Origin of the sequence: Bradyrhizobium sp. 27S5, assembly GCF_037217225.1 — a bacterium.
GTDB classification, from domain to species: Bacteria; Pseudomonadota; Alphaproteobacteria; order Rhizobiales; family Xanthobacteraceae; genus Bradyrhizobium; species Bradyrhizobium septentrionale.
On record NZ_CP147714.1, the window covers coordinates 8,825,333 to 8,849,373 of the forward strand.

Below are 24,041 nucleotides of genomic sequence, written 5' to 3' on the forward strand. Positions count from 1 at the left end.
CTACCGGCTCGGTATGCTTAACGCATCGCACTCGCGCAGATTGTTCGACGCTAAGCGCGATAAATGGAATAGCGCGCAGCATCGCGCGTTGAAAATGCGAGCGGGGTTACCCTGCAAAAGCAATCGAGAAAAATGACGTCTCGCGAGTTACTTATGCACATAGCGCTGAGCAGCGATTGGAAAAATGACCGGCGCGAGACCAAATGTAAATTTTCTATGAAAAATTTTTGGTATTGCACCGTCCTTTGTGACACGCGCGATTCTGTGCGCTGATTCAAAAACTTGCTTTCGCAACTCCGCATCCGCAACGCCGCAACAGTCGCGAAGAGTCGCGGTCCCCGTCGAATCCACGGATTGTCAGAAAATGCGCTTGGTGTATTTATTTGTTGTTCGCGACGCCCACGGCTCTCCAGATCAGCGCGGTTTGAGACCCAAGGGCGGACGTGCAAATCGGCGGCGGTGTGCGCGTTAGCGACGCTTTCCAAGCGAAGCTAGATTGATAACTCATAGCAATATGAGGACGGTTGGCCTGTGTCAAAATTTCTCCGGCGATGTCCCCGGCAATTTGGGGGATCGAACAAGAGAGACCAGGACAGTCGTCGGAATCCGGCATCGGGAACGCGGAGTAAGTGAACGAATTGACGGCGACACGCGGCGGCGAAGCGCCGGACATTTTTAGTGTTCGGTAGCGGCAGTTCGAAACTAAGACACTAGCAAGCTGACAACTTGCCGCGATACGTCGCGGCAGGAGGGGGAGGACTTATGCCTTACGGTATCATCACTGCAGTCGATCCAACGACAGCCGAAGCGCAAATCTCCAGTGGTGCCGTAATCAACCCCTCGGACGCCAGCTCTCACCCCAAGAGACCGTCGAGTACGCGCTGACCTCGCGGGACGCATCTTCTCCAAACAGCTGATCTGTCCGGTGGCGCATGGTCGCCACACGGGAGAGCTTTGTCCGGAGCAGACCGCGCCCGCTGGAGGTCGCGTCGTGGCAGGAAACCTGCACGGCGTTTTCGCAACAATTTTCTCTCAGACTTGGAAGTACGAAGGCTATGACGAATACGGAACAGGATCGCTGGTCGCGGGTGAAGGGACGTCTGCGGACGAGCGTTGGCGAGGACGTTTACACGAGCTGGTTCGCACGGATGGATCTGGAGAGCGTGCACGACGAGAGCGTGCACCTGTCGGTTCCGACCCGGTTCCTCAAGAGCTGGATCCAGGCGCACTACGCCGACCGCGTGCTCTCGTGCTGGCAGGCCGAGATGCCGGAAGTGCACAAGATCGACCTCACCGTGCGCTCCGCGATCCGCGCGATGGCCCCGGCGAAGGAGCCGGTTGCGCCCGTCGAAGCGCGCCGCGTCGAGCGCACCGACGGCCGCCCCGTGCCTGAACTGCGCTCGTTCGCGACCGCGCCGGTGTCCGCAAGCCATGACGCGCTCGGCGGCTCGCCGCTCGATCCGCGCCTGACCTTTGCAAGCTTCGTCGTCGGCCGCTCCAACACGCTGGCCCACGCGGCGGCGCGCCAGGTGGCGGAAGGACGCCGCGGCGATCCGGTGATGTTCAACCCGCTCTACATCCATGCCGGCGTCGGCCTCGGCAAGACGCATCTGCTGCAGGCAGTGACCTGGGCCGGCAATTCCGGCGGCGAGCGCAAGGTGCTGTATCTCACCGCCGAGAAGTTCATGTACGGCTTCGTCGCAGCGCTGAAGACGCAGACGGCGCTGGCGTTCAAGGAAGCGCTGCGCGGCATCGACGTGCTGGTGATCGACGATCTGCAGTTCCTGCAGGGCAAGTCGACGCAGGCCGAGTTCTGCCACACGCTGAACGCGCTGATCGACGCCGGCCGCCAGGTCGTGATCGCGGCCGACCGTCCGCCGTCGGATCTGGAAAGCCTCGACGACCGCGTGCGCTCGCGACTCGCCGGCGGTCTGGTGGTCGAGATGGCTTCGCTCGGCGAGGAACTGCGGCTCGGCATCCTCAAGTCGCGCGTCGCCGCGGCCCGCGTCCACCACGCGAGCTTCGAGGTGCCGGAGGAAGTGCTGGACTATCTGGCGCGCACCATCACCCACAATGGCCGCGACCTCGAAGGCGCGATCAACCGCCTCTTGGCGCACTCCAAGCTCAACAACCAGCCGGTGACGCTGGAGATGGCCGAGCGCGAGGTGCGCGACCTGATCCGCCCGCAGGAGCCGAAGCGGATCAAGATCGAGGACATCCAGCGCGTGGTCGCCCGGCAGTACAATGTCAGCCGCTCCGACCTCTTGTCGTCCCGCCGTACCGCCAATGTGGTGCGCCCGCGCCAGGTTGCGATGTATCTGGCGAAGACGCTGACGTTGCGCTCGCTGCCGGAGATCGGCCGGCGCTTCGGCGGCCGCGACCACACCACGGTGCTGCACGCCGTGCGCAAGATTGAGGCACTGGTCGCCAAGGACACGACGCTGTCGGAGGAAGTCGAATCGCTGAAGCGTCAGCTGCAGGAATAAGGCCGTCGCGTCAGGCTGAAGCGTTTTCGAGCGAAGTGGGTACCGGTTCGCGTCAAGAAAACGCGTCAAAACCAGAATCAAGAGCCTCGTTCCAATTCAATCGGAACGGGGCTCTTGCTCGTTCCATAGCCCTCCCCGTTTCAAGAGGGGAGGGCTAAACTTTTTTCCGGCCCAAAACGTGGGGAACGGGGCCGGTTTGGCGCCCGTTTCCCTTGCACCGGCCGCCCATCCGCGCCACCTTGCGGTCCCCCCGTGGGTTTGATCAAATCCGGTATCGATCCGGCTTTTCGGGTTTCCAATGCCGCGGTGCTGCCCTGAACGGCCGCCCGGCTTTTCCATCTGAGGGATCTGGCGGGTATTGCAATGAAGGTCACCGTCGAGCGCGCGCAACTGCTGAAATCGCTGGGTCACGTTCACCGCGTGGTCGAGCGCCGCAACACCATCCCGATCCTCGGCAACGTGTTGATCCGCGCCGAGGGCGCCAAATTGTCGCTGAAGGCGACCGACCTCGACCTCGAGGTAACGGAGACGCTGGCCGCCGAGACCGGAACCGCCGGCTCGACCACGGTGCCGGCGCACATGTTCTACGACATCGTGCGCAAGCTGCCCGACGGCTCGCAGATCGTGCTGGAAGCCGACGGCGACCGCTCGGTGCTCGCGGTGAAGGCCGGGCGCTCGCGCTTCACGCTGCAGACGCTGCCCGAGAGCGACTTCCCCGGCCTTGCCGCCGGCGACATGACGCACTCGTTCTCGCTGCCGGCCTCCGACATCAAGCGCCTGATCGACCGCACGCAGTTTGCGATCTCGACCGAGGAGACCCGCTACTACCTCAACGGCATCTATCTGCATGCCGCCGGCAGCGCCAAGGCGGCAACCCTGCGCGGGGTTGCGACCGACGGCCATCGCCTGGCCCAGATCGACCTCGCGCTGCCCAAGGGCGCGACCGGCATGCCGGGCGTGATCGTCCCGCGCAAGACGGTCGGCGAGGTGCAGCGGCTGATCGAGGGCGACGACGCCGAGATCTCGATCGAGCTGTCGGACGGTAAGATCCGCTTCACGCTCGGCAATGTGGTGCTGACCTCGAAGCTGATCGACGGCACCTTCCCGGACTATGGCCGCGTCATTCCGCAGAACAACGACAAGGAACTGGTCGTCGACAAGAAGGATTTCGAGGCCGCAGTCGACCGCGTCTCGACCATCTCCAGCGAACGCGGCCGCGCCGTGAAGCTCGCTTTGTCCGCCGGCAAGCTGGTGCTCTCGGTGACCAATCCGGATTCCGGCAGCGCCACCGAAGAGCTCGAGGTCGAATACGCCTCCGACGCGCTCGATATCGGCTTCAACTCGCGCTACCTGCTCGACATCGCGGCCCAGATCGAGGGCGAAGTCGCGGTGCTCAAGCTCGCCGATCCCGGCTCGCCGACCCTGGTGCAGGACAAGGACAGCAAGGGCGCACTCTACGTGCTGATGCCGATGCGGGTGTGATTTTGCTCACCACGCGGACAACTGCACCCTCTCCCCTTGTGGGAGAGGGTGGCGCCGAAGGCGCCGGGTGAGGGGTTGGTGCCGCGAACGCCGCACCATCGCCCGACCGATGAACGCCTCCGCAGTTTCGCAAGGAGGATGCGTCGTGAGCCGACCGACGCAGAGGCCAAGATGTGGCGCCTGCTGCGCGATCGCCGGCTCTCGCACCTGAAGTTTCGAAGACAGGTACCCTTTCAGAACTACATTCTCGACTTCGCGTGCTTCGAAAAGCGCGTCATCATCGAAATCGACGGAGGTCAGCACGCTTCGTCGCAACGAGATGCATCCAGGACTGACGCCCTCGCGGCGGAAGGCTTTCAGGTCTTGCGCTACTGGAACAATGACGTATTGCGGGCGCCCGGGGCAGTGCTGGAAGACATTGTCGCCAAGCTTGCCGAGCTGTGAGATACCCCTCACCCGTCGCCTCACTTCGTGAGGCGCCACCCTCTCCCACAGGGGGAGAGGGGAAGGAAGATAGATGACCCCGTCCCGCATTCATCGCCTGTCGCTGACGCATTTCCGCAATTACCGGACGGCGACGCTGCAGGTCGCGGGCGACATGGTGGTGCTGGTCGGGCCGAACGGCGCCGGCAAGACCAATTGCATGGAGGCGATCTCGTTCCTGTCGCCGGGCCGCGGCCTGCGCCGCGCGACCTTGGAGGACATCGCCGACAATCAGGGCGACGGCTCCTGGGCGGTCTCGGCCGAGGTCGAGGGCGCGCTCGGGCTCGCCACGCTCGGCACCGGCATCGATCCGCCGACCGCCGAGGCGGGCAACACACGGCGCTGCCGGATCGATCGCGAACCGGTGGGTTCCGCAACCGCGTTCGGCGATCATCTGCGCATGGTGTGGCTGACGCCCGCGATGGACGGCCTGTTCATGGGCGCCGCGTCCGAACGGCGGCGCTTCTTCGACCGCCTGGTGCTGGCGATCGATTCCGAGCATTCCAGCCGCGTCTCGGCGCTGGAGCGTTCGCTGCGCTCGCGCAACCGCCTGCTCGAGGTGCGCAACTACGACGACCATTGGTGTGACGCGATCGAGCGCGAGACCGCGGAGCTTGCGGTTGCGGTCGCCGCATCGCGCGGCCAGACCGCCGCCAAGCTCGCCGTGATGCTGCGCGAGCGCGGCGCGGCCTCGGCCTTTCCGTCCGCCGAGATCATGCTCGACGGCTGGATGGAGAATGCGCTGCTTCAGGAGCCTGCGACCGCAGTGGAGGACCGCTACCGCGAGATCCTGCGCGCCAGCCGGTCGCGCGACGCCGCCGCCGGACGCACGCTCGACGGCCCGCATCTGACCGATCTACAGGTGGTCTACGCGCCGAAGAACATGCCGGCCCGCGACGCCTCGACTGGCGAGCAGAAGGCGCTGCTGATCGGGCTGGTGCTGGCGCATGCCACGATGGTCGCGGAGATGACCGGCATCGTGCCGTTGCTCTTGCTCGACGAGGTCGTCGCCCATCTCGATCCCAACAGGCGCAAGGCATTGTTCGAAGAGCTCGCCAAGCTCGGCGCGCAGGTCTGGATGACCGGCGCGGACCCTGCCGCCTTCATCGACATCGGCCCAACAGGGGAGATTTTCGACGTCGAATCCGGCCGCGCCACACGGCGCGGCTGAGGCGCCGAATCAGCCTCCATGAAGGGTCCGAATCTGGCGCCGAATCGGGCTTTTCAGAGCCTCCGGAATCGGCCTTTGAAGACCTTGAAAAAGGCCTAAAAAATCCCATCTATTCAATAGTTTGTGGACAGAGACTTTGCGCTAGGCGCAACTCCTCTTTCATGGCACAAATAGCATGATCAGCGCCCCATATTGCGCCGCTGATTCGGGACATCCTCGAAGGCCTCACATGACAGAACCTGCCCGGCAGACCCCTGCCGAATCTGAGCATCCCATTCCGGCCGAATACGGCGCGGAATCGATCCGGGTGCTGAAGGGCCTCGACGCCGTCCGCAAGCGGCCCGGCATGTATATCGGCGATACCGACGACGGGTCCGGCCTGCACCACATGGTCTACGAGGTCGTCGACAACGCGATCGACGAAGCACTCGCGGGCCATGCCAGCCGCGTCCTGGTCACTCTCAACGCCGACAATTCCGTCACCGTATACGACGATGGCCGCGGCATTCCGGTCGACATCCACAAGGGCGAGGGCGTCTCGGCGGCCGAGGTCATCATGACCCAGCTCCATGCCGGCGGCAAATTCGACCAGAATTCCTACAAGGTGTCCGGCGGACTGCACGGCGTCGGCGTCTCCGTGGTCAACGCGCTCTCCAGCAAGCTGGGCTTGCGGATCTGGCGCGACGACAAGGAGCACTACATCGAATTCGCCCACGGTGATGCCGTGGCGCCCCTCAAGGTGGTCGGCGATGCCCCGGGCAAGCGCGGCACCGAGGTCACTTTCCTCGCCTCCCCCGAGACCTTCAAGAACATCGAATATGATTTCGCGACGCTCGAGCACCGGCTGCGCGAGCTCGCCTTCCTCAATTCCGGCGTCAACATCGTGCTCTCCGACATGCGTCACGCGGTCGAGAAGCGCGAGGAGATGCACTATTCCGGCGGCGTCGAGGAATTCGTCAAATATCTCGACCGCAACAAGAAGGCGATCGTGCCGGCGCCGATCATGGTGCGCTCGGAAGCCAACGGCATCGGCGTCGAAGCCGCGCTGTGGTGGAACGACAGCTACCACGAGAACGTGCTGTGCTTCACCAACAACATCCCGCAGCGCGACGGCGGCACCCATCTGGCCGGCTTCCGCGGCGCGCTGACGCGCCAAGTCAACGGCTATGCCGAGGCCAACGCGAAGAAGGAAAAGATCGCGCTGACCGGCGACGATTGCCGCGAAGGCCTCACCGCGGTGCTGTCGGTGAAGGTGCCCGATCCGAAATTCTCGTCGCAGACCAAGGACAAGCTGGTGTCCTCGGAGGTTCGACCGGTGGTCGAGAACGTCCTGAACGAGGCGCTTGCCGCCTGGTTCGAGGAGAATCCGAAGGAAGCCAAGGAAATCGTCGGCAAGGTGATCCAGGCCGCCGCGGCCCGCGAGGCTGCGCGAAAAGCCCGCGAGCTGACGCGCAAGAGCCCGCTCAGCGTCTCCTCGCTGCCCGGCAAGCTCGCCGACTGCCAGGAGAAGGATCCGGCCAAATCCGAATTGTTCATCGTCGAGGGCGATTCGGCCGGCGGCAGCGCCAAGCAGGGCCGCAACCGCGAATTCCAGGCGGTGCTGCCGCTGCGCGGCAAGATCCTCAATGTCGAGCGCGTGCGTCCCGACAAGATGCTGTCGTCCGAGCAGATCGGCACGCTGATCACCGCGCTCGGCACCGGCATCAGCGACGATTTCTCGGTCGACAAGCTGCGCTATCACAAGATCATCGTGATGACCGACGCCGACGTCGACGGCGCCCATATCCGCACGCTGCTGCTGACTTTCTTCTATCGCCAGATGCGCTCGATCATCGATGGCGGCTATCTCTATATCGCCCAGCCGCCGCTCTATAAGGTCTCGCGCGGCAAGTCCGAGCAATATCTGAAGGACGAGCGCGCGCTGGAGGATTATCTGATCGCGACCGGGCTCGACGAATGCGTGTTCAAGCCGGCCTCCGGCGACGACCGCTCGGGCCGCGATTTGCGATCGCTGGTCGAGGACGCAAGGGTGATCCGCTCGGTGCTGCGCAACCTGCACAGCCGCTACAATCGCGCGGTGATCGAGCAGGCCGCAATCGCGGGCGTGCTGACCCCCAGGATCACCGGCGATATCGAGACCGCCAACTCCGCGGCTGATTACATCGCCAAGCGGCTCGACGCAGTTGCCGACGAAGTGGAGCGCGGCTGGGTCGGCACCTTCACCGAAGGCCAGGGCTTCCAGTTCGAGCGCACCGTGCGCGGCGTCAAGGAAGTGGCCGTGATCGACGACGCCTTTCTCGGCTCGGCGGATGCACGCAAGCTCGACGAATATGCGACCAGGCTGCAAGAGATTTACGTGCGGGCGGGCAAGCTCCGGCGCAAGGATATCGAGCAAATCATCCACGGCCCGATCGACCTGTTCGAGGCCGTGACCGATGCCGCCCGCAAAGGCGTCTCGCTGCAGCGCTACAAAGGCCTTGGCGAAATGAATCCAGAGCAGCTCTGGGAGACCACGCTGGACAAAGAGGCGCGCTCGCTGCTGCAGGTGAAGATCAAGGAAGTCGACGAGGCCGACGACATCTTCACCAAGCTGATGGGCGACGTGGTCGAACCGCGCCGCGAGTTCATCCAGGACAATTCGCTCAGCGCCACCATCGACATCTAAAGGCCTGCGCCCCGACCAAATGACGCATCCGTGACGGCGCGATCGGCGCTGTCGCACGGCTACCTTTCGGGTGGATGCTGCATCGGAAACTGTGTTACGGTGCCGAACCGCCATTGATTCCGTTGTGGAATTTTGAATGGCCGAGTCCGAATCCAAGTCTGCATGATGCGTTAGGGGACATTCCGCGTGCCGCCGATCCAATACATCGTCGAAGGCGGCCGCCGCCTTTCGGGCACCATTGAGCCGTCGGGTAACAAGAACTCCGCGCTGCCGATCATCGCCGCGGCGCTGTTGACCGAGCATCCGGTCACGCTGACCAACGTGCCGCGCATCCGCGATACCGAAACGCTGGTCGAGCTGTGCCGTTCGGTCGGCGCCGCCGCCGAATGGACCGAGCGCAACACGCTGCAGATCCATGCCAAGGAGATCCGCGCCGCCGATCTCGACCCGGCGCTGTGCGCGCGCATCCGCGCCTCGATCCTGCTCGCGGGTCCACTGCTCGCCCGTTGCGGTGAGGTCGCACTGCCACCGCCCGGCGGCGACGTGATCGGCCGCCGCCGGCTCGACACGCACTTCCTGGCCTTCGAGCAGCTCGGAGCCACCGTGACCGCGACGCACCGGCTCGAATTCCGCGCCCCGCGGCTGAAGGGCGCCGACGTGTTCCTCGACGAGCCCAGCGTCACCGCGACGGAGAACGCGCTGGTCGCCGCCGTCGCCGCCCGCGGCACCACCTATCTGCGCAACGCGGCCTCCGAGCCGCATGTGCAGGACCTCGCGAATTTCCTGGTCGCGCTCGGCGCCAAGATCGAAGGCATCGGCACCAACACCATCACCGTGCACGGGTCGGCGACGCTCGGCGGCACGACCTACGCGATCCAGCCCGACCATATCGAGGTCGGCTCGCTGATCGGGCTTGCCGCGGTGACCCGCTCGCCGCTGCGCATCGCGCGCGCCGGTGTCGAGCATCTGCGCTCGATCCGGATGGGCTTTGAGCGGCTCGGCATCGTCTGCGGCGTCGAGGGCGACGACCTCGTCGTGCCGTCGAACCAGACCATGAAGATCCAGGATGATTTCGGCGGCCATGTGCCGAAGCTCGAGGACCAGCCCTGGCCGGCGTTCCCGGCCGACCTGATGTCGATCGCGATCGTCACCGCGACGCAGTGCGACGGTGTCATCCTGATGCACGAGAAGATGTTCGAGTCGCGGATGTTCTTCGTCGACAATCTGATCGCGATGGGCGGCCGCATCGTATTGTGCGACCCGCATCGCGCGATCGTCGCCGGCCCCAGCCGGCTGCGCGGCGCGCCGATGAGCTCGCCCGACATCCGCGCCGGCATGGCGATGCTGCTTGCCGCGGTTTGCGCCGAGGGCACCTCCACCATCAACAACGCCGACCAGATCGAGCGCGGTTATGAGCGGATCGAGGAGCGGCTCAACGCGCTCGGCGCCAGGATCAAGCGGATCCCGGCACGATCGTGATCCGGGCATGATCCGGAAGCCCGTGAAGCGGCTTTCCCGTCGGATCATGCTCAACCAATAACTCAGGGCACGACGACCTCTGCGTGAGATCGTCGCGTCTGGGCAGCTTGGCCATCCTTCTGGCCGGTTTGCCGTGCTAGGCGTGCCATCATGACCTGCATCGACAAGATCGACCCGGCCGCGTCGCGCGCGGCCGTCGTCCCCTCTCGCAAGCTGCTCACGGCCGAGCTCGCGGAAACGCTGAAGCTCGCGGTGCCGCTTGCGCTGACGCAGCTCGGGCAGATCGCGATGATGACGACCGATCTCGCCTTCATCGGCCGGCTCGGCAGCGAGAACGTCGCCGCCGCGGCGCTGGCGCACACCGTGTACTTCGTCAGTTTCACCATCGGCATGGGCATGATGTCGGCGGTCTCGCCGCTGGCGGCGCAGGCGTTCGGCGCGCGCAACCCGCGCGTGATGCGGCGCGCGCTGCGGGTCGGGCTGTGGGCCGCCTTCTTCATGGTGCTGCCGCTGATGGCGCTGCCGTTCCAGGGCGAGCGCATCCTGCTCGCGCTCGGCCAGAGCCCGGGCACCGCGCATCTGGCGCAGCAATATCTGTTCGGGCTGGCCTGGGGCATCCTGCCGGCGCTGTGGTTCATCGCGCTCCGCGGCTTCATGAGCGCGGTGAACCGGCCCGAGCCGGTGCTGTGGATCACGCTCGCCGCGATCCCGGCCAACGCGCTGATGGTCTACCTTTTGCTCTACGGCAAATGGGGCATGCCCGAGCTCGGCATGTTCGGCGCCGGACTTGCGACCACGATCGTCAATCTCGCCACCTTCCTCGCCGGCGTGTGGTTCGCGGCGCGCCGCCGCCCGTTCCGCAGGTACCACGTCTTCAGCCGCGTCTGGCGCATCGACTGGCCGTTGATGGGCAAGCTGGTCGCGGTCGGCGCGCCGATCTCGATCGCCTTCCTGCTGGAGTACGGCCTGTTCGGTGCGGCCGGCCTGTTGATGGGGCTGATCAGCACCACGGCGCTGGCCGCACACCAGATCGCGCTGCAGATCGCGGCGATCCTGTTCATGGTGCCGTTCGGCGTCAGCATGGCCGCCACGGTGCGGGTCGGCCAGGCCGTCGGCCGCCGCGACACCGAGGCGGTGCAACGCGCCGGCTTTGTCGCGGTCGCGCTCGCCGGCGTGTTCATGAGCGTCATGACGCTCGCGGTGATCCTGGCCCGCTTCGAGATCGCGGCGCTGTTTCTCGGCGAGGCCTCCGACGCCACCGCGCAGCTCACCGCGGCGCTGCTCCTGATCGGCGCCACCTTCTTCATTGCCGACGGTGTGCAGACCACCACCGCCGGCGCGCTGCGCGGCATGAACGACACCCAGGTGCCGCTGCTGTTCGCCGTCATCAGCTATTGGCTGGTGGGATTCGCATCGGCCTCCGCGCTTGCCTTCTGGGCGAAGCTCGACGCCGCCGGCGTCTGGATCGGGCTGTCGCTCGGGACTGCTGTCTATGCGACCCTCCTGATCTTGCGTTTCCGCCTGCTGGCACGCAGACTGGTTGGATGAAGGTTGCCCGATGAAGGTTGACGAGGTCACGCCGAACGTGGATCCCGCCGCGCTGCTCGCCGGCGCGCAGTTCATCGATGCGTTCAGGATCGCGACCACGCGTCGCGATCTCGATGCCCGGCACGCCGCTGAGGCCATGGTGGCGCGGCAGCCGCGCTGGATCGAATGGCTGGTCGCCTTGCGCAATCTCCTGGTCGCGCCGCTCGGCCTGAAGACCTCGGGCGCAGCCGACGGCGTAGTGCGCGACATGATCGGGATATTCCCGGTGGTCAGCGAAACGCCGGAGCGGCTGGTCGCGGGCTTCAACGACAAGCATCTCGACTTCCGGCTCGTCGTCGACGTCGCGCCCGAAGGACCCGCGCGCTGCATCACCGCGACCACGCTGGTGCTCACCCACAACAGGATCGGGCGCGCCTATCTCGCGGTGATCCTGCCGTTCCACCGCCTGATCGTGCCGGCGATGCTGCGCAAGGCCGGAGGCTAGCGCATGACCCTGTCGGTCGACCTGTTCTTCTCGTTTCGCAGCCCGTACAGCTATCTGGCGCTGCCGAAGACGCTGCAGATGGTCACCGACTATGACGTCGCGGTGAATTTGCGGCCGGTCTATCCGCTCGCGGTGCGGGTGCCCGGCTTCTTCAAGAGGACCGATCCGCGCTTCGCCCGCTATGTCGTGCTCGATTCCAGCCGGGTCGCCAAGCACGAGAACATCCCGTTCCGCTTTCCGCGCCCGGACCCGATCGTGCAGGACATGACGACGCTCGACGTCGCCGAACATCAGCCCTACATCCACCGCCTGACCCGGCTCGGCGCCGCAGCCCAGCTCGAGGGACGCTCGCTTGACTTTACCGCCGCCATCAGCCGGGTGCTGTGGGACGGCTCGGTGAAGGGCTGGAACGAGGGCGATCACCTGGCTGTGGCCGCGACCGCCGCCGGCTTCGATCTCGCCGCGATGGACGCGGCCATCGTGGCCGATCCCGATCGCTACGAGCAGGTCATCAAGGGCAACGAGGACGCGCACGCAGCGTCCGGCCATTGGGGCGTGCCGACCTTCGTATTCGCCGACGAACCGTTCTTCGGTCAGGACCGTATCGACCTCCTGATCTGGCGCATGGAGAGCAAGGGCCTGACGCGCCGCACGGCGTAGTCCGCGATCATGCCGCGCTCTTCTCCGGTGTATCAGCGACGATCTTCTCGGAAGCCTCCTCGTTCGTGCACCAATTGCCGTGACAGCGCTTGAGGTCGTTGAGGTTCTGTCGCATCTGCTCGAGCGAGAAGCCGAGCGCGTAGAAGCGTTCGGCGGCGTCGACCGGCAGGCCGCGGATCAGGCCGTCCCTGCGGACCGCGCCAACCTCCTCGGTGTAGGCGTGCAGCGCGTCGTCGACCGGCGCCATGTCGGCCGGGCCGCTGCCGGCGCGCAAGGCGGTCGCGACCGCGACCATATAGGTGACGATCGCCTTGCTGACGTCGGCGAGCGGCCGCGCCAGCCTGGCCTGGATATCGGCCGGCAGCGGCACCACGCAGGCCCGCCCGATCATCACCACGTCATGTCGCAGCCGCTGGATCGTGCGCAGCAGCGGCCCGGTATCCGGCCCCGACGACAGATGCATGGAGCGCTCGCGCTCGGCCTCGAGGCCGGTCGCGTGCAGATTGGTCACCGCGGTGCCGATGCCGTCCTGGATCCGGTGCAGCGCGTCGTTGTCGAGACCGCGGGTCAGGCCGGCGAGCAATTCGGCGAACGCCGCCGAGAGCAGTTCCAGCAGCTTTGACGCATTGACCCTGATCTGGCTGACCGCACGCGACGGCAGCACCAGGAACGAGATCGCCAGCCCGGTGAGCGCGCCGACCGTGACCTCGAGGACGCGGTCGATCGCCGAATCCAGCGGGTTGGAGTGATGCATCGTCGGCAGCAGCAGCACGATCACCGCCGTCACCGTCGCCGAGTTCAGGCTGGGATTGAGTGCGGCGATGAAGGCGAGCGGCACGATCGCCAATACCAGCAGCGCCAGCAGGCTGCCCTCGCCGGAATGCGGGATCAGGACCGCGATCGCGCCACCATAGATCGCGCCGCCAATGGTGCCGAGCATGTAGTCGCGGGTCGCCTTCAGCGAACGACCGACGCTCATTTGCGTCACGATCAGCGAGGTCAGCACCGCCCATAGCGGCAGCATCAGGTTCAGCGCCAGCGCGATGGTATAGGCCGCGACGCCCGCGGACGCGATCCGGACCGCCAGCGCCAGCTGCGTCTTGCGGGTCCAAAGCTGGTCGTACATGCGTTTTGCGAAGGTCCTCATGCACCCTGATCCGCAATCAATGGAAAGGCCCGTGTTACATGATTTGAAGCCAGGCGAGTTGGAGCATGGCTGCTGCCCGCGGCGGCAAGGTGGCTTGAAAGGCCAAACCCGTCCGCCTACCCTGCGCCGCAAAATTGAGGAAACACGATGGCCCACGAAACCGCAACGCTCGCCGCCTACATCGCCGACCTGAAATATGGCGACATCCCGCCGGAGGTGCTGGAGCGCGCCAAGGTTTTGACGCTGGACTTCCTGGGCAGCGCGATCCGCGCCCGCCGCGACGCGGAATCGACGCCCTCGCTGATGAAGATGCTGGAGGCGCTGGCGCTCGACGGCAAGGGCGAGGCCACCGTGTTCGGCGACACCAAGACCTGGACGCCGGCGGTCGCGGCGCTGCTCAACGGCGCGCTCGGCCATTCGCTCGACTTCGACGACACCCACGCCGATTCCTCGCTGCATCCGAGCGCGCCGGTGGTGCCCGCTGCGTTTGCGGTCGGCGAGATGGTCGGCGCCTCCGGCCGCGACGTGCTGACCGCGATCGTCGCCGGCTATGAAGTGTGCTGCCGGCTCGGCAACGCGCTCGACCCGACCTCGCATTACGCCCGCGGCTTCCACCCGACCGCGACCGCCGGCACCTATGGCGCCGCGGCGGCGGCGGCGAAGCTGTTCGCCCTGTCGAAGGAGCAGATCATCTCCGCCTTCGGCGTCTCCGGCAGCCAGGCCGCGGGCTCGTTGCAGTTCCTGGTCAACGGCGCCTGGAACAAGCGCTACCAGGTCGGCGCCGCCGCGATGAACGGCGTGATCGCCGCGACGCTTGCGCGCAACGACTTCGTCGGCTCGAGCGAGGCCGTCGAGGGCAAGCACGGCCTGCTGGTCGGCTACAGCGACAATGCGCATCCGGACAAGGCGGTGGCGGGCCTGGGCCACACCTACGAGACGCTGAAGATCGGCGTAAAACCGTATCCGAGCTGCCGCTACACCCATGCCGCGATCGACGCGCTGATCGCGATGCGGCGCGAGCACAATCTGACCCCGGACCAGATCAAGAAGGTCGAGATCGGCCTGCACCGCAACGGCATCACGCTGACCGGCGACGCCGCCACCAAGCGCCACCCGACCTCGGTGGTCGGCGGCCAGTTCTCGATGTTCTTCACCGGCGCGATCGCGCTCGACCAGGGCCATTTCGGCTGGGACGATTACAACCGGCTCGGTGATGCGGCGATCGACGCGCTCGCCGACAAGTTCGACGTGGTGCAGGACGACCGCCTCGAGGTCGGGCGCACCCACCCGTTCGGCGCCCGCGTCTCGATCACCACCGACGACGGCGTGCATGAGCGCCTCTATGCCGATCCGTCGGGTGAGCCGACCTCGTTCCCCGATGCGCAGGCGATGCAGCAGAAATTCCTGACGCTGGCCCGCCCGGTGCTCGACAAGCGCGCCGACCAGCTCGCCGACGCGATCCTGACGCTGGAGCGGTTCGACCGCGTGGAGAAGGCGACGCAGCTGGGGCGGCAGTAGGGCTGCGCTCGCGCCATCCAGGCGGTGTCATCACCCGCGCATGCGGGTGATCCAGTGTTCCAGAGACAGAGGTGCTTGAACCGAGAGGCCGCGGCGTACTGGATCGCCCGGTCGAGCCGGGCGATGACAGTGTGGGTGGGGACACAGCTTCGCGTTCTCGCGACATGAATCGTCCGAGCTTTGCTCTTTCGTTCCGCTCTCCTCTCGCAGAGGGCGCAGGGAAAGCCGGGTGCCGATCGCACCCATGGGCCCCGTGCAAAGGTAGAAAGCACGGGGGTAGGACCACAGGTGTAACCGGAGCAATCCGGCTTTCCCTGCGCGATGGGTTACGGCTTATTTCGTGCTCTCCCCGGCGAGACTGGGCTTGTTTGTCACCGCCTTCGCAGAAACGCATTCGCGTTTCGCAAGGGGACACCGGCCGCTAGGGCGTCAGGACCACACGACTTCACCGTCCGCCTCAATCACGCTTCGTCCGTCGTGATCTCAGCGTCCACCGCATCCCACACCGCGTTCGTGACGACCGCGAAGCGCCCCTCGATCGGGTGAGACGGGCAAACCATACACTGAGTTATATTTCTGATAAAGCGAAATATTTTTACCGTCCTGGCTTGACCCGCCGGGCAACTCAGTGATTGAGCGCGTAAGGGAGCCACAGATGGAAGGGTTCCCTCCCCCTGAGGCTCGCCTACTCCGCGCCATCGATGATCACAAAATCCCCATCCGAATATTTCTGCCGGATCGCTTTCGCGGCCTGATATTCGGGGCAGGTGTAGCATTCCATCGCGGTAGCGCGATCCTTGAACTCGATGACGAAGTTGCGCTGGCGGGTCGCGCCTTCCATCAGCTCATAGGGACCGTTGCGCACGATGAAGTTGGCGCCGTATTTCGCGAACACCGGCATCGCGGCAGCGAGATATTCGGGATAGCGGGCTTCGTCGTGAACCGTGACGTGCACGATCCAGTAGGCTTTCGGCATGATGGTCTCCGGCTGAGGCAATCTGAGGGAACTGCGGCGCATCTGGTGCGAGATGCGCCGCGGCATCAGAAAATTCCTCACGCAGAGATTCAAATCACGATCGCGCGGGTGTGTGACGTGCTAGAGCTATTTCCGTTCCGATGGAATCGGAACGGAGCTCTAGATTCTTGTTTTGACGCGTTTTCTTCACGCGAACGGGTATCCACTTCGCTGGAAAACGCTCTAGTCAATTGCCGCCCGCGAGCCGCGCGCTGGTGGACGTCGCTGTGACGACGTCACGGACCAGGTCGAACACGCCGTCCGCCGCGGGCGGCATGTTCGGCGAGCGGCCGAGGCGGACGATGACGAGCCGCTGCGACGGCACGATCACGACATACTGCCCGATCGTGCCCTTGGCGAAGAAGGCGTCGCGCGGCATGCCGTGCGCGACACGATAATTGGCGCCAAAGCTGTCGCCGAGATTGGTCCAGAAGCCCGCGCCGATGCCGACCCAGGCATTCGCCGTCGGCGCGGCCGAATACTTCACCCAGCCTTCGGGCAGGATGCGTTTTCCCCCGACGACACCGTCATTGAGATAGAGCTGGCCGAGACGCGCCCAGTCGCGTGCGCTCGCCATCATCGCGCCCGATCCTTCCGGCGTGCCCACAGCATCGAACTGCATCACGACATTGCGCATGCCGAGCGGACCGAACAATTCAGCCCGCGCGAACCGTATCACATCGGCGGCGTGGCCACCGGCCGCGTTGCGGATCAGATGCGAGAGGATGATGAAATTGCCGTCGTGGTAATTCCACGCCTTGCCCGGCGCCGTCTCGAGCGGAATGCTCTCGGCGTACGCGGCCATGTCCGGCTCCATAAACTTCATCCGGTTGACCGGCTCGAGCGCGGAGGCCAGCGAGGCCTGCAGCGAGCTGCCGAGCGCGAGGCCCGCGGTGTGGCGCAGGAGCTGATCGACCGTGATCGCGTGGCGCGGATCCTTCGGATCCTGCCAGGCGGCGATCGGCACCGGCTGGTCGACCGCAAGCTTGCCGTCGCGCACCAGAATTCCGATCAGGGCCGAGATCACCGATTTGGTTGCGGAGAAGCCGAGCAGCGGCGTGTCGATGCCGATGCCGTCGGCATAGCGCTCGGCGACGATGCGGCCATCCTTCATGACGACGACCGCGCGGGTGCGGCGGAACGGCGGCTCGGCCGGTTCCGCAAAGGCGCGATCCAGCGCGGCCGCAAGCTGCGGGGTCTGTGGTGCAACGATCGCGGGACCGGCGATCTCGGGCAGCAACGCGGCCTGCGGCCTCGACGGCGGCAGCGGGCCATCGGCGAGCACCGCGCCGTGGTCGAGCGTGCAGCCGAGCCCCTCGCGATAGACTGCGTGGCTGCGGCCAAGCCCGAACAGCGTCACGGTGACGTCCTTGCGATCAAGGTCGACCTCGGTGTCCATCGCCCAGGTGATCAGGCTGGTTCCCGGCATCGCGTCCGTGGTCTCGGCCAGGTTTCGCTTCGGGTCGAGCCCGCTGACGAAGGTCTCCGAGCAGACGATGTTCGCAACAAAACCGGTCGCGACCCTAGGCACATCGCGGGCGCGGGCGGCAGACAGCGCCAACGCACCGAAAGCGGTGGTGGCGGCGAGAACAAGAAAGAGCTTTCGACGGGTCACGGGATCCTCCGGCAATGACGCGATGGGCGTGGCCGGGATAGGCCGCAGGGGGCACCAGAGCGCTCGCCGGATTTGGAATCGGGCTGGCCGACAAGTTGGGGCCGCTCGCCGATTCTGGAATTATCGCGTGATTACAATAGGCTGCGTAACAAGTCCCCTCTTCCCTTCTCCCCTTGTGGGAGAAGGTGGCGTGGACGCAGTCCACGCCGGATGAGGGGTCTCTATCCGCGGAGAGAGACCCCTCACCCGGCGCCTTCGGCGCCACCCTCTCCCACAAGGGGAGAGGGTGCAGCGGAGCCGGCGGCAACCCTCACACCACACCCGCCTTCACCTTTCGGTACTCCGTCGGGGTCACGCCGGTGGTCGCCTTGAAGGCGCGGTTGAAGGGGCCGAGCGACTGGAATCCGGCGTCCATCGCAATGGTGATGACGGGGACTTCAGCCTGCGAGGGATCGGCGAGCGCGGCCTTGGCTTCCTCGATGCGGTGGTTGTTGAGGAAGACGTTGAAATTGCGGTAGCCGAGCCGCTGGTTGATCAGCCGCCGGAGACGATATTCGGGGATCTTCAGCCGGGTTGCCAGCGTGCCGATCGTGACGTTGTCGTGGCGATAGACCCGCTCGTCCGCCATCAGCCGCATCAGGGCATCGACCAGCCTCTGGTCCGCCGCCTCCTCGACCGCGGCCGGCTTCGTCAGCACGACGGCCTCCGCCGGCACCGTGAACAACTCGGCGCCGTCGACGCGCATCATCGCCCAGGTGATTGCGGCCACGATGGCGGTGAGCACGGCCGCGTTCAGCAAATTGGCCCATTCCACTGTCACGCGGCTGCCGGCATAGGCGATCTGAAGCAGCGCGTTCATGCCGCCGTACAGCGCAGATGCGGCGACGATGAAGACGCGGACACGGCGGCGGCGCTCGACCAGATCTGCCGACCACGATCCGATGGTTTGCGCCACCGCGAGCGCAACGAAGACGAGCGTGAGCGAATTGACCATGATGATCGCGATCCGCGCGTGACCGGCGGGTGCGATCCACATGCAATTGACGAAGCTGTAGGCCACGACCGCGGCCCAGATCAGACCGTGCCACCAGCGTAGCTGAAACGCGTCATCAAACAGCGCGCGCGTGAACAGCCAGAACACCACGATATCGCCGGTCGAGAGCGCGATCAGTGGCGCATGCCAGTCCGAGACCGGCGGCCCGGCACCAATCGACGCGGTCACCGCATGCGCGGCCGAACCAAGCGCGAAGGCGGCCGCAAGGCGCCCGGACAGCACCTTGCGAAAATCAGTGAGCAGCAAGGCCGTTAGCACCAGCAGCAGCGCCACGGTGGCGCTGCGCAGGGAGAGTTCGAGTGCGGCCGATGTCATCGCCGAACAATCGTCGGTTGGACTGGTTTTTTCAAGATGGCTCGCGCTGCCAACGATCGCGCGTCGTCACCCAGATATCGACGACATCGCCCTCAAGTTGGCCCGGGCCCTCGTTGACAGCGCCGAGCCACCGCGCCACGGCCTGCGAGGCGACGTTGGCCGGATCGATGCAATGGATGATGCGGTCGACGGTGAAGTTGGCGAACACAAAGTCGATCGCGGCGCGCGCGGCTTCCACCGCATAGCCCTTGCCGCGATGTGCTTTGGCGATACCCCAGCCGACCTCGAAGCCCGGCCATTCCGGCGGATAATATGGGCCGACCCGGCCGATATAGCGGCTTGAGGATTTCTCCTCGACCGCGAACATGCCGAAGCCATGCAGCGCCCAATGGCCCGAGATGACGGCGGCATTGCGCCAGCCCTTCAGCTCCGAGGTGACCGGCTGGTGATCCGGCGTGATGAAGCGCGCCGTCTCCGGATCGGACAGCATCGCTGTGTTGTCCGCGATGTCGGACGCGCGCCACGGCCGCAGGATGAGACGCGCGGTTTCGATCACGGGACCATCGACCTGCAACAGTTTTGCGCCCGGCTTGATCAGAGAAACCATCGCCTCCTCCAGTTTCCAAGTTTACGCTGTTATCACGCGCGCTCACGCGTCAGAAGTATGTCGTCGTCCCGGCGAAGGCCGGGACCCATACCCACCGCTATCAGTTGGTGCGGAGAGCTGGGGCCACAGCGTTCGTAACGTAAGCATCCGTGGTTATGGGTCCCGGCTCGCGCGGAGCCTGTCATCGGACGGCGCTTCGCGCCGACCCGTTGGCTTGGCCGGGACGACGATTGGAGTATGATCGCGGCAAAAGAGAAGGAGACTTTCCATGAGCTGGCAGCCCTCGACCGATCCCGAACTCGGCGATAGCAAGACCTGCGACGCGCTGGATCTGATCATCGTGCCGCGCACCCGCGATCTCGGCGACGGCTTTGCGGTGCGCCGCGCGCTGCCGCATGGCAAGCGGCAGATGGTCGGGCCCTTCATCTTCTTCGACCATTTCGGGCCGGTGCAATTCCTCGCCGGCAAGGGCATGGACGTGCGGCCGCATCCGCATATCGGGCTTGCCACCGTCACCTATCTGTTCGACGGCAGCATCATGCATCGCGACAGCGAGGGCAACATCCAGGAGATCCAGCCCGGCGCGATGAACCTGATGACCGCGGGCCGCGGCATCGCGCATTCCGAGCGCACCCCCGACGTGCAGCGCCGCGATGGCCAGAAAATGCTCGGGCTGCAAAGCTGGATCGCGCTGCCTGCGGGCAAGGAAGAGATCGCGCCGTCGTTCCAGCATTATGGCGCGGGCGACCTGCCGATGATCTCCGAGCGCGACTTCACCGCGCGCGTCATCGCGGGCTCTGCCTTCGGCATCACCTCGCCGGTCAGCATGGTCTCGCCATGGTTCTACACCGAGGTGACCGCCCAGGCCGGCACCTCGGTGCCGCTCGACCCCGATCACGAGGAGCGCGCGATCTACCTGGTCGACGGCGAGGTCGAGATCGCGGGCGACCGCCATGAGGGACCGCGGCTGCTGATCTTCCGGCCCGGCGACCGCATCACCGTGAAGACGCTGCGGCCGACCCGCATGATGTTCTTGGGCGGCGACGCCCTGGAAGGGCCGCGCCACATCTGGTGGAATTTCGTCTCCTCCTCGAAGGAGCGGATCGAGCAGGCCAAACAGGACTGGAAAACCGGGCGTTTCGCGCAGGTTCCGCACGAACACGAGTTCATTCCGCTGCCGGAGTGAGCTATTTCCTGTGATAGTCTCTGGCGCCCGCACGCCTCGTGCGGGCGCACGTCTTTGCAAGCGACCTAGAAAGACCAAGCCGATGTCTGCGATGCTCTCAAGCGATTTGCCCCTGCCCCGGATCGGCCGCGGCAAGGTGCGCGATATCTATGCCGTCGGCGACGATCGGGTGCTGCTGCTCACCACCGACCGCATCTCGGCGTTCGACGTCGTGATGGCGGAAACCATTCCGATGAAGGGCGCGGTGCTGACCCAGATCAGCGCCTGGTGGTTCCGGCAGCTCGAAGGCACCGTGCCGCATCACATGATCAGCGCCGATGCCGACGAGATCATCCGCGCGGTGCCTGAGCTCAAGAACCATCGCGCCGACATCCTGGGGCGCGCGATGCTGTGCAAGCGCACCACCGTGTTCCCGGTCGAATGCGTGATCCGCGGCTACATCTCCGGCTCGGCGTGGAAGGAATACGCGGCCGACGGCACGCTTGCCGGCGAGAAGCTGCCGGCCGGCCTGGTCGAGAGCCAGAAGCTTGAGCCTTCGATCTTCAGCCCGGCGACCAAGGCTGAGGCCGGCCATGACGAGAACATCACGGTGGCGCGGGTGCGCGAGATCGTAGGCCTCGAGGTTGCCGCGACGCTCGAGAAGATGGCGCGCGACGTCTACGGCTATGGCGAACAGACCAGCCGCGCCCGCGGCATCATCATCGCGGACACGAAATTCGAGTTCGGGCGCGACAAGGATGGCCGCATCATCCTGATCGACGAGGTGATGACGCCGGATTCGTCGCGCTTCTGGGCGGTCGACGCCTACAAGCCCGGCCAGCCGCAGCCGAGTTTCGACAAGCAGCCGCTGCGCGACTATCTCGACGTCGAGCGCCACGCCGGCCGCTGGAACGGCGACGCACCCGCCCCGCCGCTGCCGGCCAGCGTGGTGGACGCGACCAGCAAGCGATACCTTGAAGCATATCGCCGCGTGACGGGGACCGAGCTGAAGGTTTAGCTACCGTCCTCATATTCGATCTATCACCGTCACTTTTGATCTATCACCGTCACCCTGAGGTGCTCGCGAAAGCGAGCCTCGAAGGGTCGACGGCCACCAGCGAGGCCGAGCATCCTTCGAGGCTCGCTCCGCTCGCACCTCAGGATGACGGGGAAAGAACGGCGTGCGCCGCGACGTCCACCCTACGGAATTGTGCTGTCTGTCACGGGATTGCGCGCACCTCGCCACTGATGTCACTCTCTGGGCACAACAAGAACAGCCCAGGGAGCGCCCCATGTCCGATGCCGATACCGTGCTCGTCGAGCGCGATGGCCCGATCACAATCATTTCCATCAACCGTCCGCACAACCGCAACGCCGTCGACGGCGCCACCGCGCGCAAACTGTATGACGCGTTTCTTGCCTTCGACGCCGATGCGAGCGCGTCGGTCGCGGTGTTCACCGGCACCGGCGGCTATTTTTGTGCCGGCGCCGATTTGAAGGCGGTGGCGGCAGGCGACCCAAACAAGAAGCGCGAGGTCGGCGGCCACAACACGATCGCGCCGATGGGACCGAGCCGGCTGCGGCTTTCGAAACCCGTGATCGCCGCGATCGAGGGTTTTGCGGTGGCTGGCGGCATGGAGCTCGCGCTGTGGGCCGACATGCGCGTGGTTGCCGAGGACGCGACCTTCGGCGTGTTCTGCCGCCGCTTCGGCGTGCCGCTGATCGATCTCGGCACCATCCGCCTGCCGCGGCTGATCGGCCATTCGCAGGCGATCGATCTGATCCTCACCGGACGCCCGGTCGGCGGCGCGGAGGCGCATCGCATGGGCCTCGCCAACCGATTGGTGCCGAAGGGCGAGACGCGCGCGCACGCGATCGCGCTTGCCAATGACATCGCCCGCTTTCCGCAAAACTGCATGCGCGCCGACCGCTTGTCGGCGCTGCGGCAGTGGGACCTCGACGAGGAAGAGGCGATCAGGAACGAGATGCGCGGCGGGCTCGATGTGATCGCCTCGGGCGAGACGCTGTCGGGCGCAACGCGCTTCGCCTCCGGCGTCGGTCGTCACGGCGCCTTCGGCAAGGAATAAGATCATCTGTTCCGACGGATGCGAGGCGGCCTCTCCACGCAGCAGAGGCCGCAGCGCCTGCCGCGGGCGTGAAGCCGATTCAGCCGAGCGATCAGCACGTTGCGCCGCGCGCGCGGGAAGTGTGACCACGCCGTAGGACAAGATCACATGCTGCCATGAGAAGCTTTGCCGATTTTTAACCTGACAACCCGCTCGCCGAATTGCATCGTTGAGATGACACAATCCCGGGGCGGCGACTGTCATGGAGCGGCTTATTGAAGTAAGAAGGCGGAGCGAAATATTTTCGCCAGCCTTCAATTTCAAAATGTTTCTTCGTTTCGCAAAAAAAATATCTTCGCTACGGACAACGCGCGCACTATCTCAGATCAAGATCGTCGAATTGCCTCGCCTCGGCGCAATCACCGGCGATGCGATGTCCGAGCGACCGGATGTTCTGCGGGATGTTTCAGCGACGGCGCTGGAACACATGCAGCGCTGTTTGCCGCAATCCTGGTCGGGGCTGACCCGCGCGGATCTCTTATACGTGTTTGCCTCAACTGCGGCGCATAATCTCAAGCCCTACGGCAAAGGATGCTCGTCGCAGGACTACAGTGAGCTGCTGCGCTCGGAGCATCTCGACTGCTCGAACTACGGCCTGCTGACCTATTACTTCTCGCGTCTTCTCCTCGGCGAAGCAGATCGCAGGCCGCTCTCCTTTGTCGGATGGGACGGAGGCGCCGTCGGAAATCATCAGATGCTGTTCCTGAGCGAACCCGGCAAGACGCCGCATCTGGCAATCGATCCGACCCTGGGCATCGCCTGCATCGCGAGCTTTGACGATATCGCATCGGGCAAGCCGGTTCCGGCTGATGCGATCGCGATCATCGGCGCGACGGAACAACTCAACGCTTCGAGAATTGTCTTCATTACGGCACTGCTGGAGGGGCAATTCCGACCATCCGATCTCCTGTACTATTTCCCGACCGTCGAGGACTATCTCACGCGGTACGGCAACCCGTTCGATTGGCCGACGCCGGCCATTTCCATCCTGCGAGACCGGCATTCCGGAGATCGTTGAAGC

Annotated in this window: 19 protein-coding genes; 14 read left to right on the forward strand and 5 right to left on the reverse strand. The window is 65.2% G+C overall.

Annotated features, from left to right (window positions below):
- Positions 1 to 1,055 precede the first annotated feature (1,055 nt).
- The 9 genes from dnaA to WDM24_RS41490 all read left to right on the forward strand — a co-directional run bounded on the left by dnaA (position 1,056) and on the right by WDM24_RS41490 (position 12,458).
- Complete coding sequence (dnaA, locus tag WDM24_RS41450; protein ID WP_166300928.1) at positions 1,056 to 2,486, forward strand: chromosomal replication initiator protein DnaA; 1,431 nt, start codon at positions 1,056 to 1,058, stop codon at positions 2,484 to 2,486.
- Positions 2,487 to 2,849: 363 nt separating this feature from the next.
- Complete coding sequence (gene dnaN / locus WDM24_RS41455; RefSeq protein ID WP_029079415.1) at positions 2,850 to 3,968, forward strand: DNA polymerase III subunit beta; 1,119 nt, start codon at positions 2,850 to 2,852, stop codon at positions 3,966 to 3,968.
- A 78-nt stretch (positions 3,969 to 4,046) separates the two neighbouring features.
- Positions 4,047 to 4,412: an endonuclease domain-containing protein gene (locus tag WDM24_RS41460; protein ID WP_338701774.1), complete on the forward strand. Its 366-nt coding sequence runs from the start codon at positions 4,047 to 4,049 to the stop codon at positions 4,410 to 4,412.
- 73 nt (positions 4,413 to 4,485) lie between these two features.
- Entirely contained in the window at positions 4,486 to 5,622 is a 1,137-nt protein-coding gene (gene recF, locus WDM24_RS41465) for a DNA replication/repair protein RecF (protein ID WP_338829811.1), read from the forward strand.
- A 229-nt stretch (positions 5,623 to 5,851) separates the two neighbouring features.
- Positions 5,852 to 8,287 carry a DNA topoisomerase (ATP-hydrolyzing) subunit B gene (gyrB, locus tag WDM24_RS41470; protein ID WP_166300920.1) on the forward strand — a complete coding sequence of 812 codons (2,436 nt, stop codon included), beginning with the start codon at positions 5,852 to 5,854 and terminating at the stop codon, positions 8,285 to 8,287.
- Between the two features lie 186 nt (positions 8,288 to 8,473).
- Entirely contained in the window at positions 8,474 to 9,766 is a 1,293-nt protein-coding gene (gene murA, locus WDM24_RS41475; RefSeq protein ID WP_338829812.1) for a UDP-N-acetylglucosamine 1-carboxyvinyltransferase, read from the forward strand.
- Positions 9,767 to 9,916: 150 nt separating this feature from the next.
- The gene (locus WDM24_RS41480; protein WP_338829813.1) at positions 9,917 to 11,314 is read left to right on the forward strand and encodes an MATE family efflux transporter; all 1,398 of its coding nucleotides are present in this window, start codon (positions 9,917 to 9,919) and stop codon (positions 11,312 to 11,314) included.
- Positions 11,315 to 11,324: 10 nt separating this feature from the next.
- The gene (locus WDM24_RS41485; RefSeq protein WP_338829815.1) at positions 11,325 to 11,798 is read left to right on the forward strand and encodes a DUF2867 domain-containing protein; all 474 of its coding nucleotides are present in this window, start codon (positions 11,325 to 11,327) and stop codon (positions 11,796 to 11,798) included.
- A gap of 3 nt (positions 11,799 to 11,801) precedes the next feature.
- Positions 11,802 to 12,458 carry a 2-hydroxychromene-2-carboxylate isomerase gene (locus WDM24_RS41490; protein ID WP_338829816.1) on the forward strand — a complete coding sequence of 219 codons (657 nt, stop codon included), beginning with the start codon at positions 11,802 to 11,804 and terminating at the stop codon, positions 12,456 to 12,458.
- Between the two features lie 7 nt (positions 12,459 to 12,465).
- Here the strand turns inward: WDM24_RS41490 and WDM24_RS41495 are convergent, their stop codons facing one another.
- The gene (locus WDM24_RS41495; protein WP_166300905.1) at positions 12,466 to 13,605 is read right to left on the reverse strand and encodes an FUSC family protein; all 1,140 of its coding nucleotides are present in this window, start codon (positions 13,603 to 13,605) and stop codon (positions 12,466 to 12,468) included.
- A 147-nt stretch (positions 13,606 to 13,752) separates the two neighbouring features.
- Between WDM24_RS41495 and WDM24_RS41500 the strand changes: the two genes are divergently transcribed.
- Complete coding sequence (locus WDM24_RS41500; RefSeq protein WP_338829817.1) at positions 13,753 to 15,123, forward strand: MmgE/PrpD family protein; 1,371 nt, start codon at positions 13,753 to 13,755, stop codon at positions 15,121 to 15,123.
- A gap of 685 nt (positions 15,124 to 15,808) precedes the next feature.
- On the opposite strand, the gene WDM24_RS41505 is transcribed toward WDM24_RS41500, so the two are convergent.
- From WDM24_RS41505 to WDM24_RS41520, 4 genes are all read right to left on the reverse strand, one after another.
- Entirely contained in the window at positions 15,809 to 16,099 is a 291-nt protein-coding gene (locus tag WDM24_RS41505; RefSeq protein ID WP_338694346.1) for a DUF1330 domain-containing protein, read from the reverse strand.
- A gap of 226 nt (positions 16,100 to 16,325) precedes the next feature.
- On the reverse strand, positions 16,326 to 17,753 hold the full coding sequence (locus WDM24_RS41510) for a serine hydrolase (protein WP_338829819.1): 1,428 nt from the start codon (positions 17,751 to 17,753) through the stop codon (positions 16,326 to 16,328).
- A 310-nt stretch (positions 17,754 to 18,063) separates the two neighbouring features.
- Positions 18,064 to 19,122 (reverse strand): helix-turn-helix domain-containing protein, encoded by a 1,059-nt coding sequence (locus WDM24_RS41515; protein ID WP_338829820.1) that lies wholly within the window; start codon positions 19,120 to 19,122, stop codon positions 18,064 to 18,066.
- A gap of 31 nt (positions 19,123 to 19,153) precedes the next feature.
- Positions 19,154 to 19,729 (reverse strand): GNAT family N-acetyltransferase, encoded by a 576-nt coding sequence (locus WDM24_RS41520; RefSeq protein ID WP_338829821.1) that lies wholly within the window; start codon positions 19,727 to 19,729, stop codon positions 19,154 to 19,156.
- Positions 19,730 to 19,997: 268 nt separating this feature from the next.
- On the opposite strand from WDM24_RS41520, the gene WDM24_RS41525 reads away from it, so the two are divergent.
- The 4 genes from WDM24_RS41525 to WDM24_RS41540 all read left to right on the forward strand — a co-directional run bounded on the left by WDM24_RS41525 (position 19,998) and on the right by WDM24_RS41540 (position 24,038).
- Positions 19,998 to 20,915, forward strand: a complete 918-nt coding sequence (locus WDM24_RS41525) for a pirin family protein (protein ID WP_338829822.1) — start codon at positions 19,998 to 20,000, stop codon at positions 20,913 to 20,915.
- Positions 20,916 to 20,997: 82 nt separating this feature from the next.
- Positions 20,998 to 21,912 carry a phosphoribosylaminoimidazolesuccinocarboxamide synthase gene (locus tag WDM24_RS41530; RefSeq protein ID WP_338829823.1) on the forward strand — a complete coding sequence of 305 codons (915 nt, stop codon included), beginning with the start codon at positions 20,998 to 21,000 and terminating at the stop codon, positions 21,910 to 21,912.
- Positions 21,913 to 22,186: 274 nt separating this feature from the next.
- Positions 22,187 to 22,981, forward strand: coding sequence for a crotonase/enoyl-CoA hydratase family protein (locus WDM24_RS41535; RefSeq protein ID WP_338829824.1), 795 nt, complete (start codon positions 22,187 to 22,189; stop codon positions 22,979 to 22,981).
- Between the two features lie 241 nt (positions 22,982 to 23,222).
- Positions 23,223 to 24,038 (forward strand): hypothetical protein, encoded by an 816-nt coding sequence (locus WDM24_RS41540; RefSeq protein WP_338829825.1) that lies wholly within the window; start codon positions 23,223 to 23,225, stop codon positions 24,036 to 24,038.
- The last annotated feature ends 3 nt before the right edge of the window (positions 24,039 to 24,041 follow it).

Bases quoted from the DNA above. Each gene is read 5' to 3' on its own strand.
- dnaA (WP_166300928.1), top strand. From the start codon at position 1,056: ATGACGAATACGGAACAGGATCGCTGGTCGCGGGTGAAGGGACGTCTG.
- dnaN (WP_029079415.1), top strand. From the start codon at position 2,850: ATGAAGGTCACCGTCGAGCGCGCGCAACTGCTGAAATCGCTGGGTCAC.
- recF (WP_338829811.1), top strand. From the start codon at position 4,486: ATGACCCCGTCCCGCATTCATCGCCTGTCGCTGACGCATTTCCGCAAT.
- gyrB (WP_166300920.1), top strand. From the start codon at position 5,852: ATGACAGAACCTGCCCGGCAGACCCCTGCCGAATCTGAGCATCCCATT.
- WDM24_RS41480 (WP_338829813.1), top strand. From the start codon at position 9,917: ATGACCTGCATCGACAAGATCGACCCGGCCGCGTCGCGCGCGGCCGTC.
- WDM24_RS41485 (WP_338829815.1), top strand. From the start codon at position 11,325: ATGAAGGTTGACGAGGTCACGCCGAACGTGGATCCCGCCGCGCTGCTC.
- WDM24_RS41490 (WP_338829816.1), top strand. From the start codon at position 11,802: ATGACCCTGTCGGTCGACCTGTTCTTCTCGTTTCGCAGCCCGTACAGC.
- WDM24_RS41495 (WP_166300905.1), bottom strand. From the start codon at position 13,605: ATGAGGACCTTCGCAAAACGCATGTACGACCAGCTTTGGACCCGCAAG.
- WDM24_RS41500 (WP_338829817.1), top strand. From the start codon at position 13,753: ATGGCCCACGAAACCGCAACGCTCGCCGCCTACATCGCCGACCTGAAA.
- WDM24_RS41505 (WP_338694346.1), bottom strand. From the start codon at position 16,099: ATGCCGAAAGCCTACTGGATCGTGCACGTCACGGTTCACGACGAAGCC.
- WDM24_RS41515 (WP_338829820.1), bottom strand. From the start codon at position 19,122: ATGACATCGGCCGCACTCGAACTCTCCCTGCGCAGCGCCACCGTGGCG.
- WDM24_RS41520 (WP_338829821.1), bottom strand. From the start codon at position 19,729: ATGGTTTCTCTGATCAAGCCGGGCGCAAAACTGTTGCAGGTCGATGGT.
- WDM24_RS41525 (WP_338829822.1), top strand. From the start codon at position 19,998: ATGAGCTGGCAGCCCTCGACCGATCCCGAACTCGGCGATAGCAAGACC.
- WDM24_RS41530 (WP_338829823.1), top strand. From the start codon at position 20,998: ATGTCTGCGATGCTCTCAAGCGATTTGCCCCTGCCCCGGATCGGCCGC.
- WDM24_RS41535 (WP_338829824.1), top strand. From the start codon at position 22,187: ATGTCCGATGCCGATACCGTGCTCGTCGAGCGCGATGGCCCGATCACA.
- WDM24_RS41540 (WP_338829825.1), top strand. From the start codon at position 23,223: ATGGAGCGGCTTATTGAAGTAAGAAGGCGGAGCGAAATATTTTCGCCA.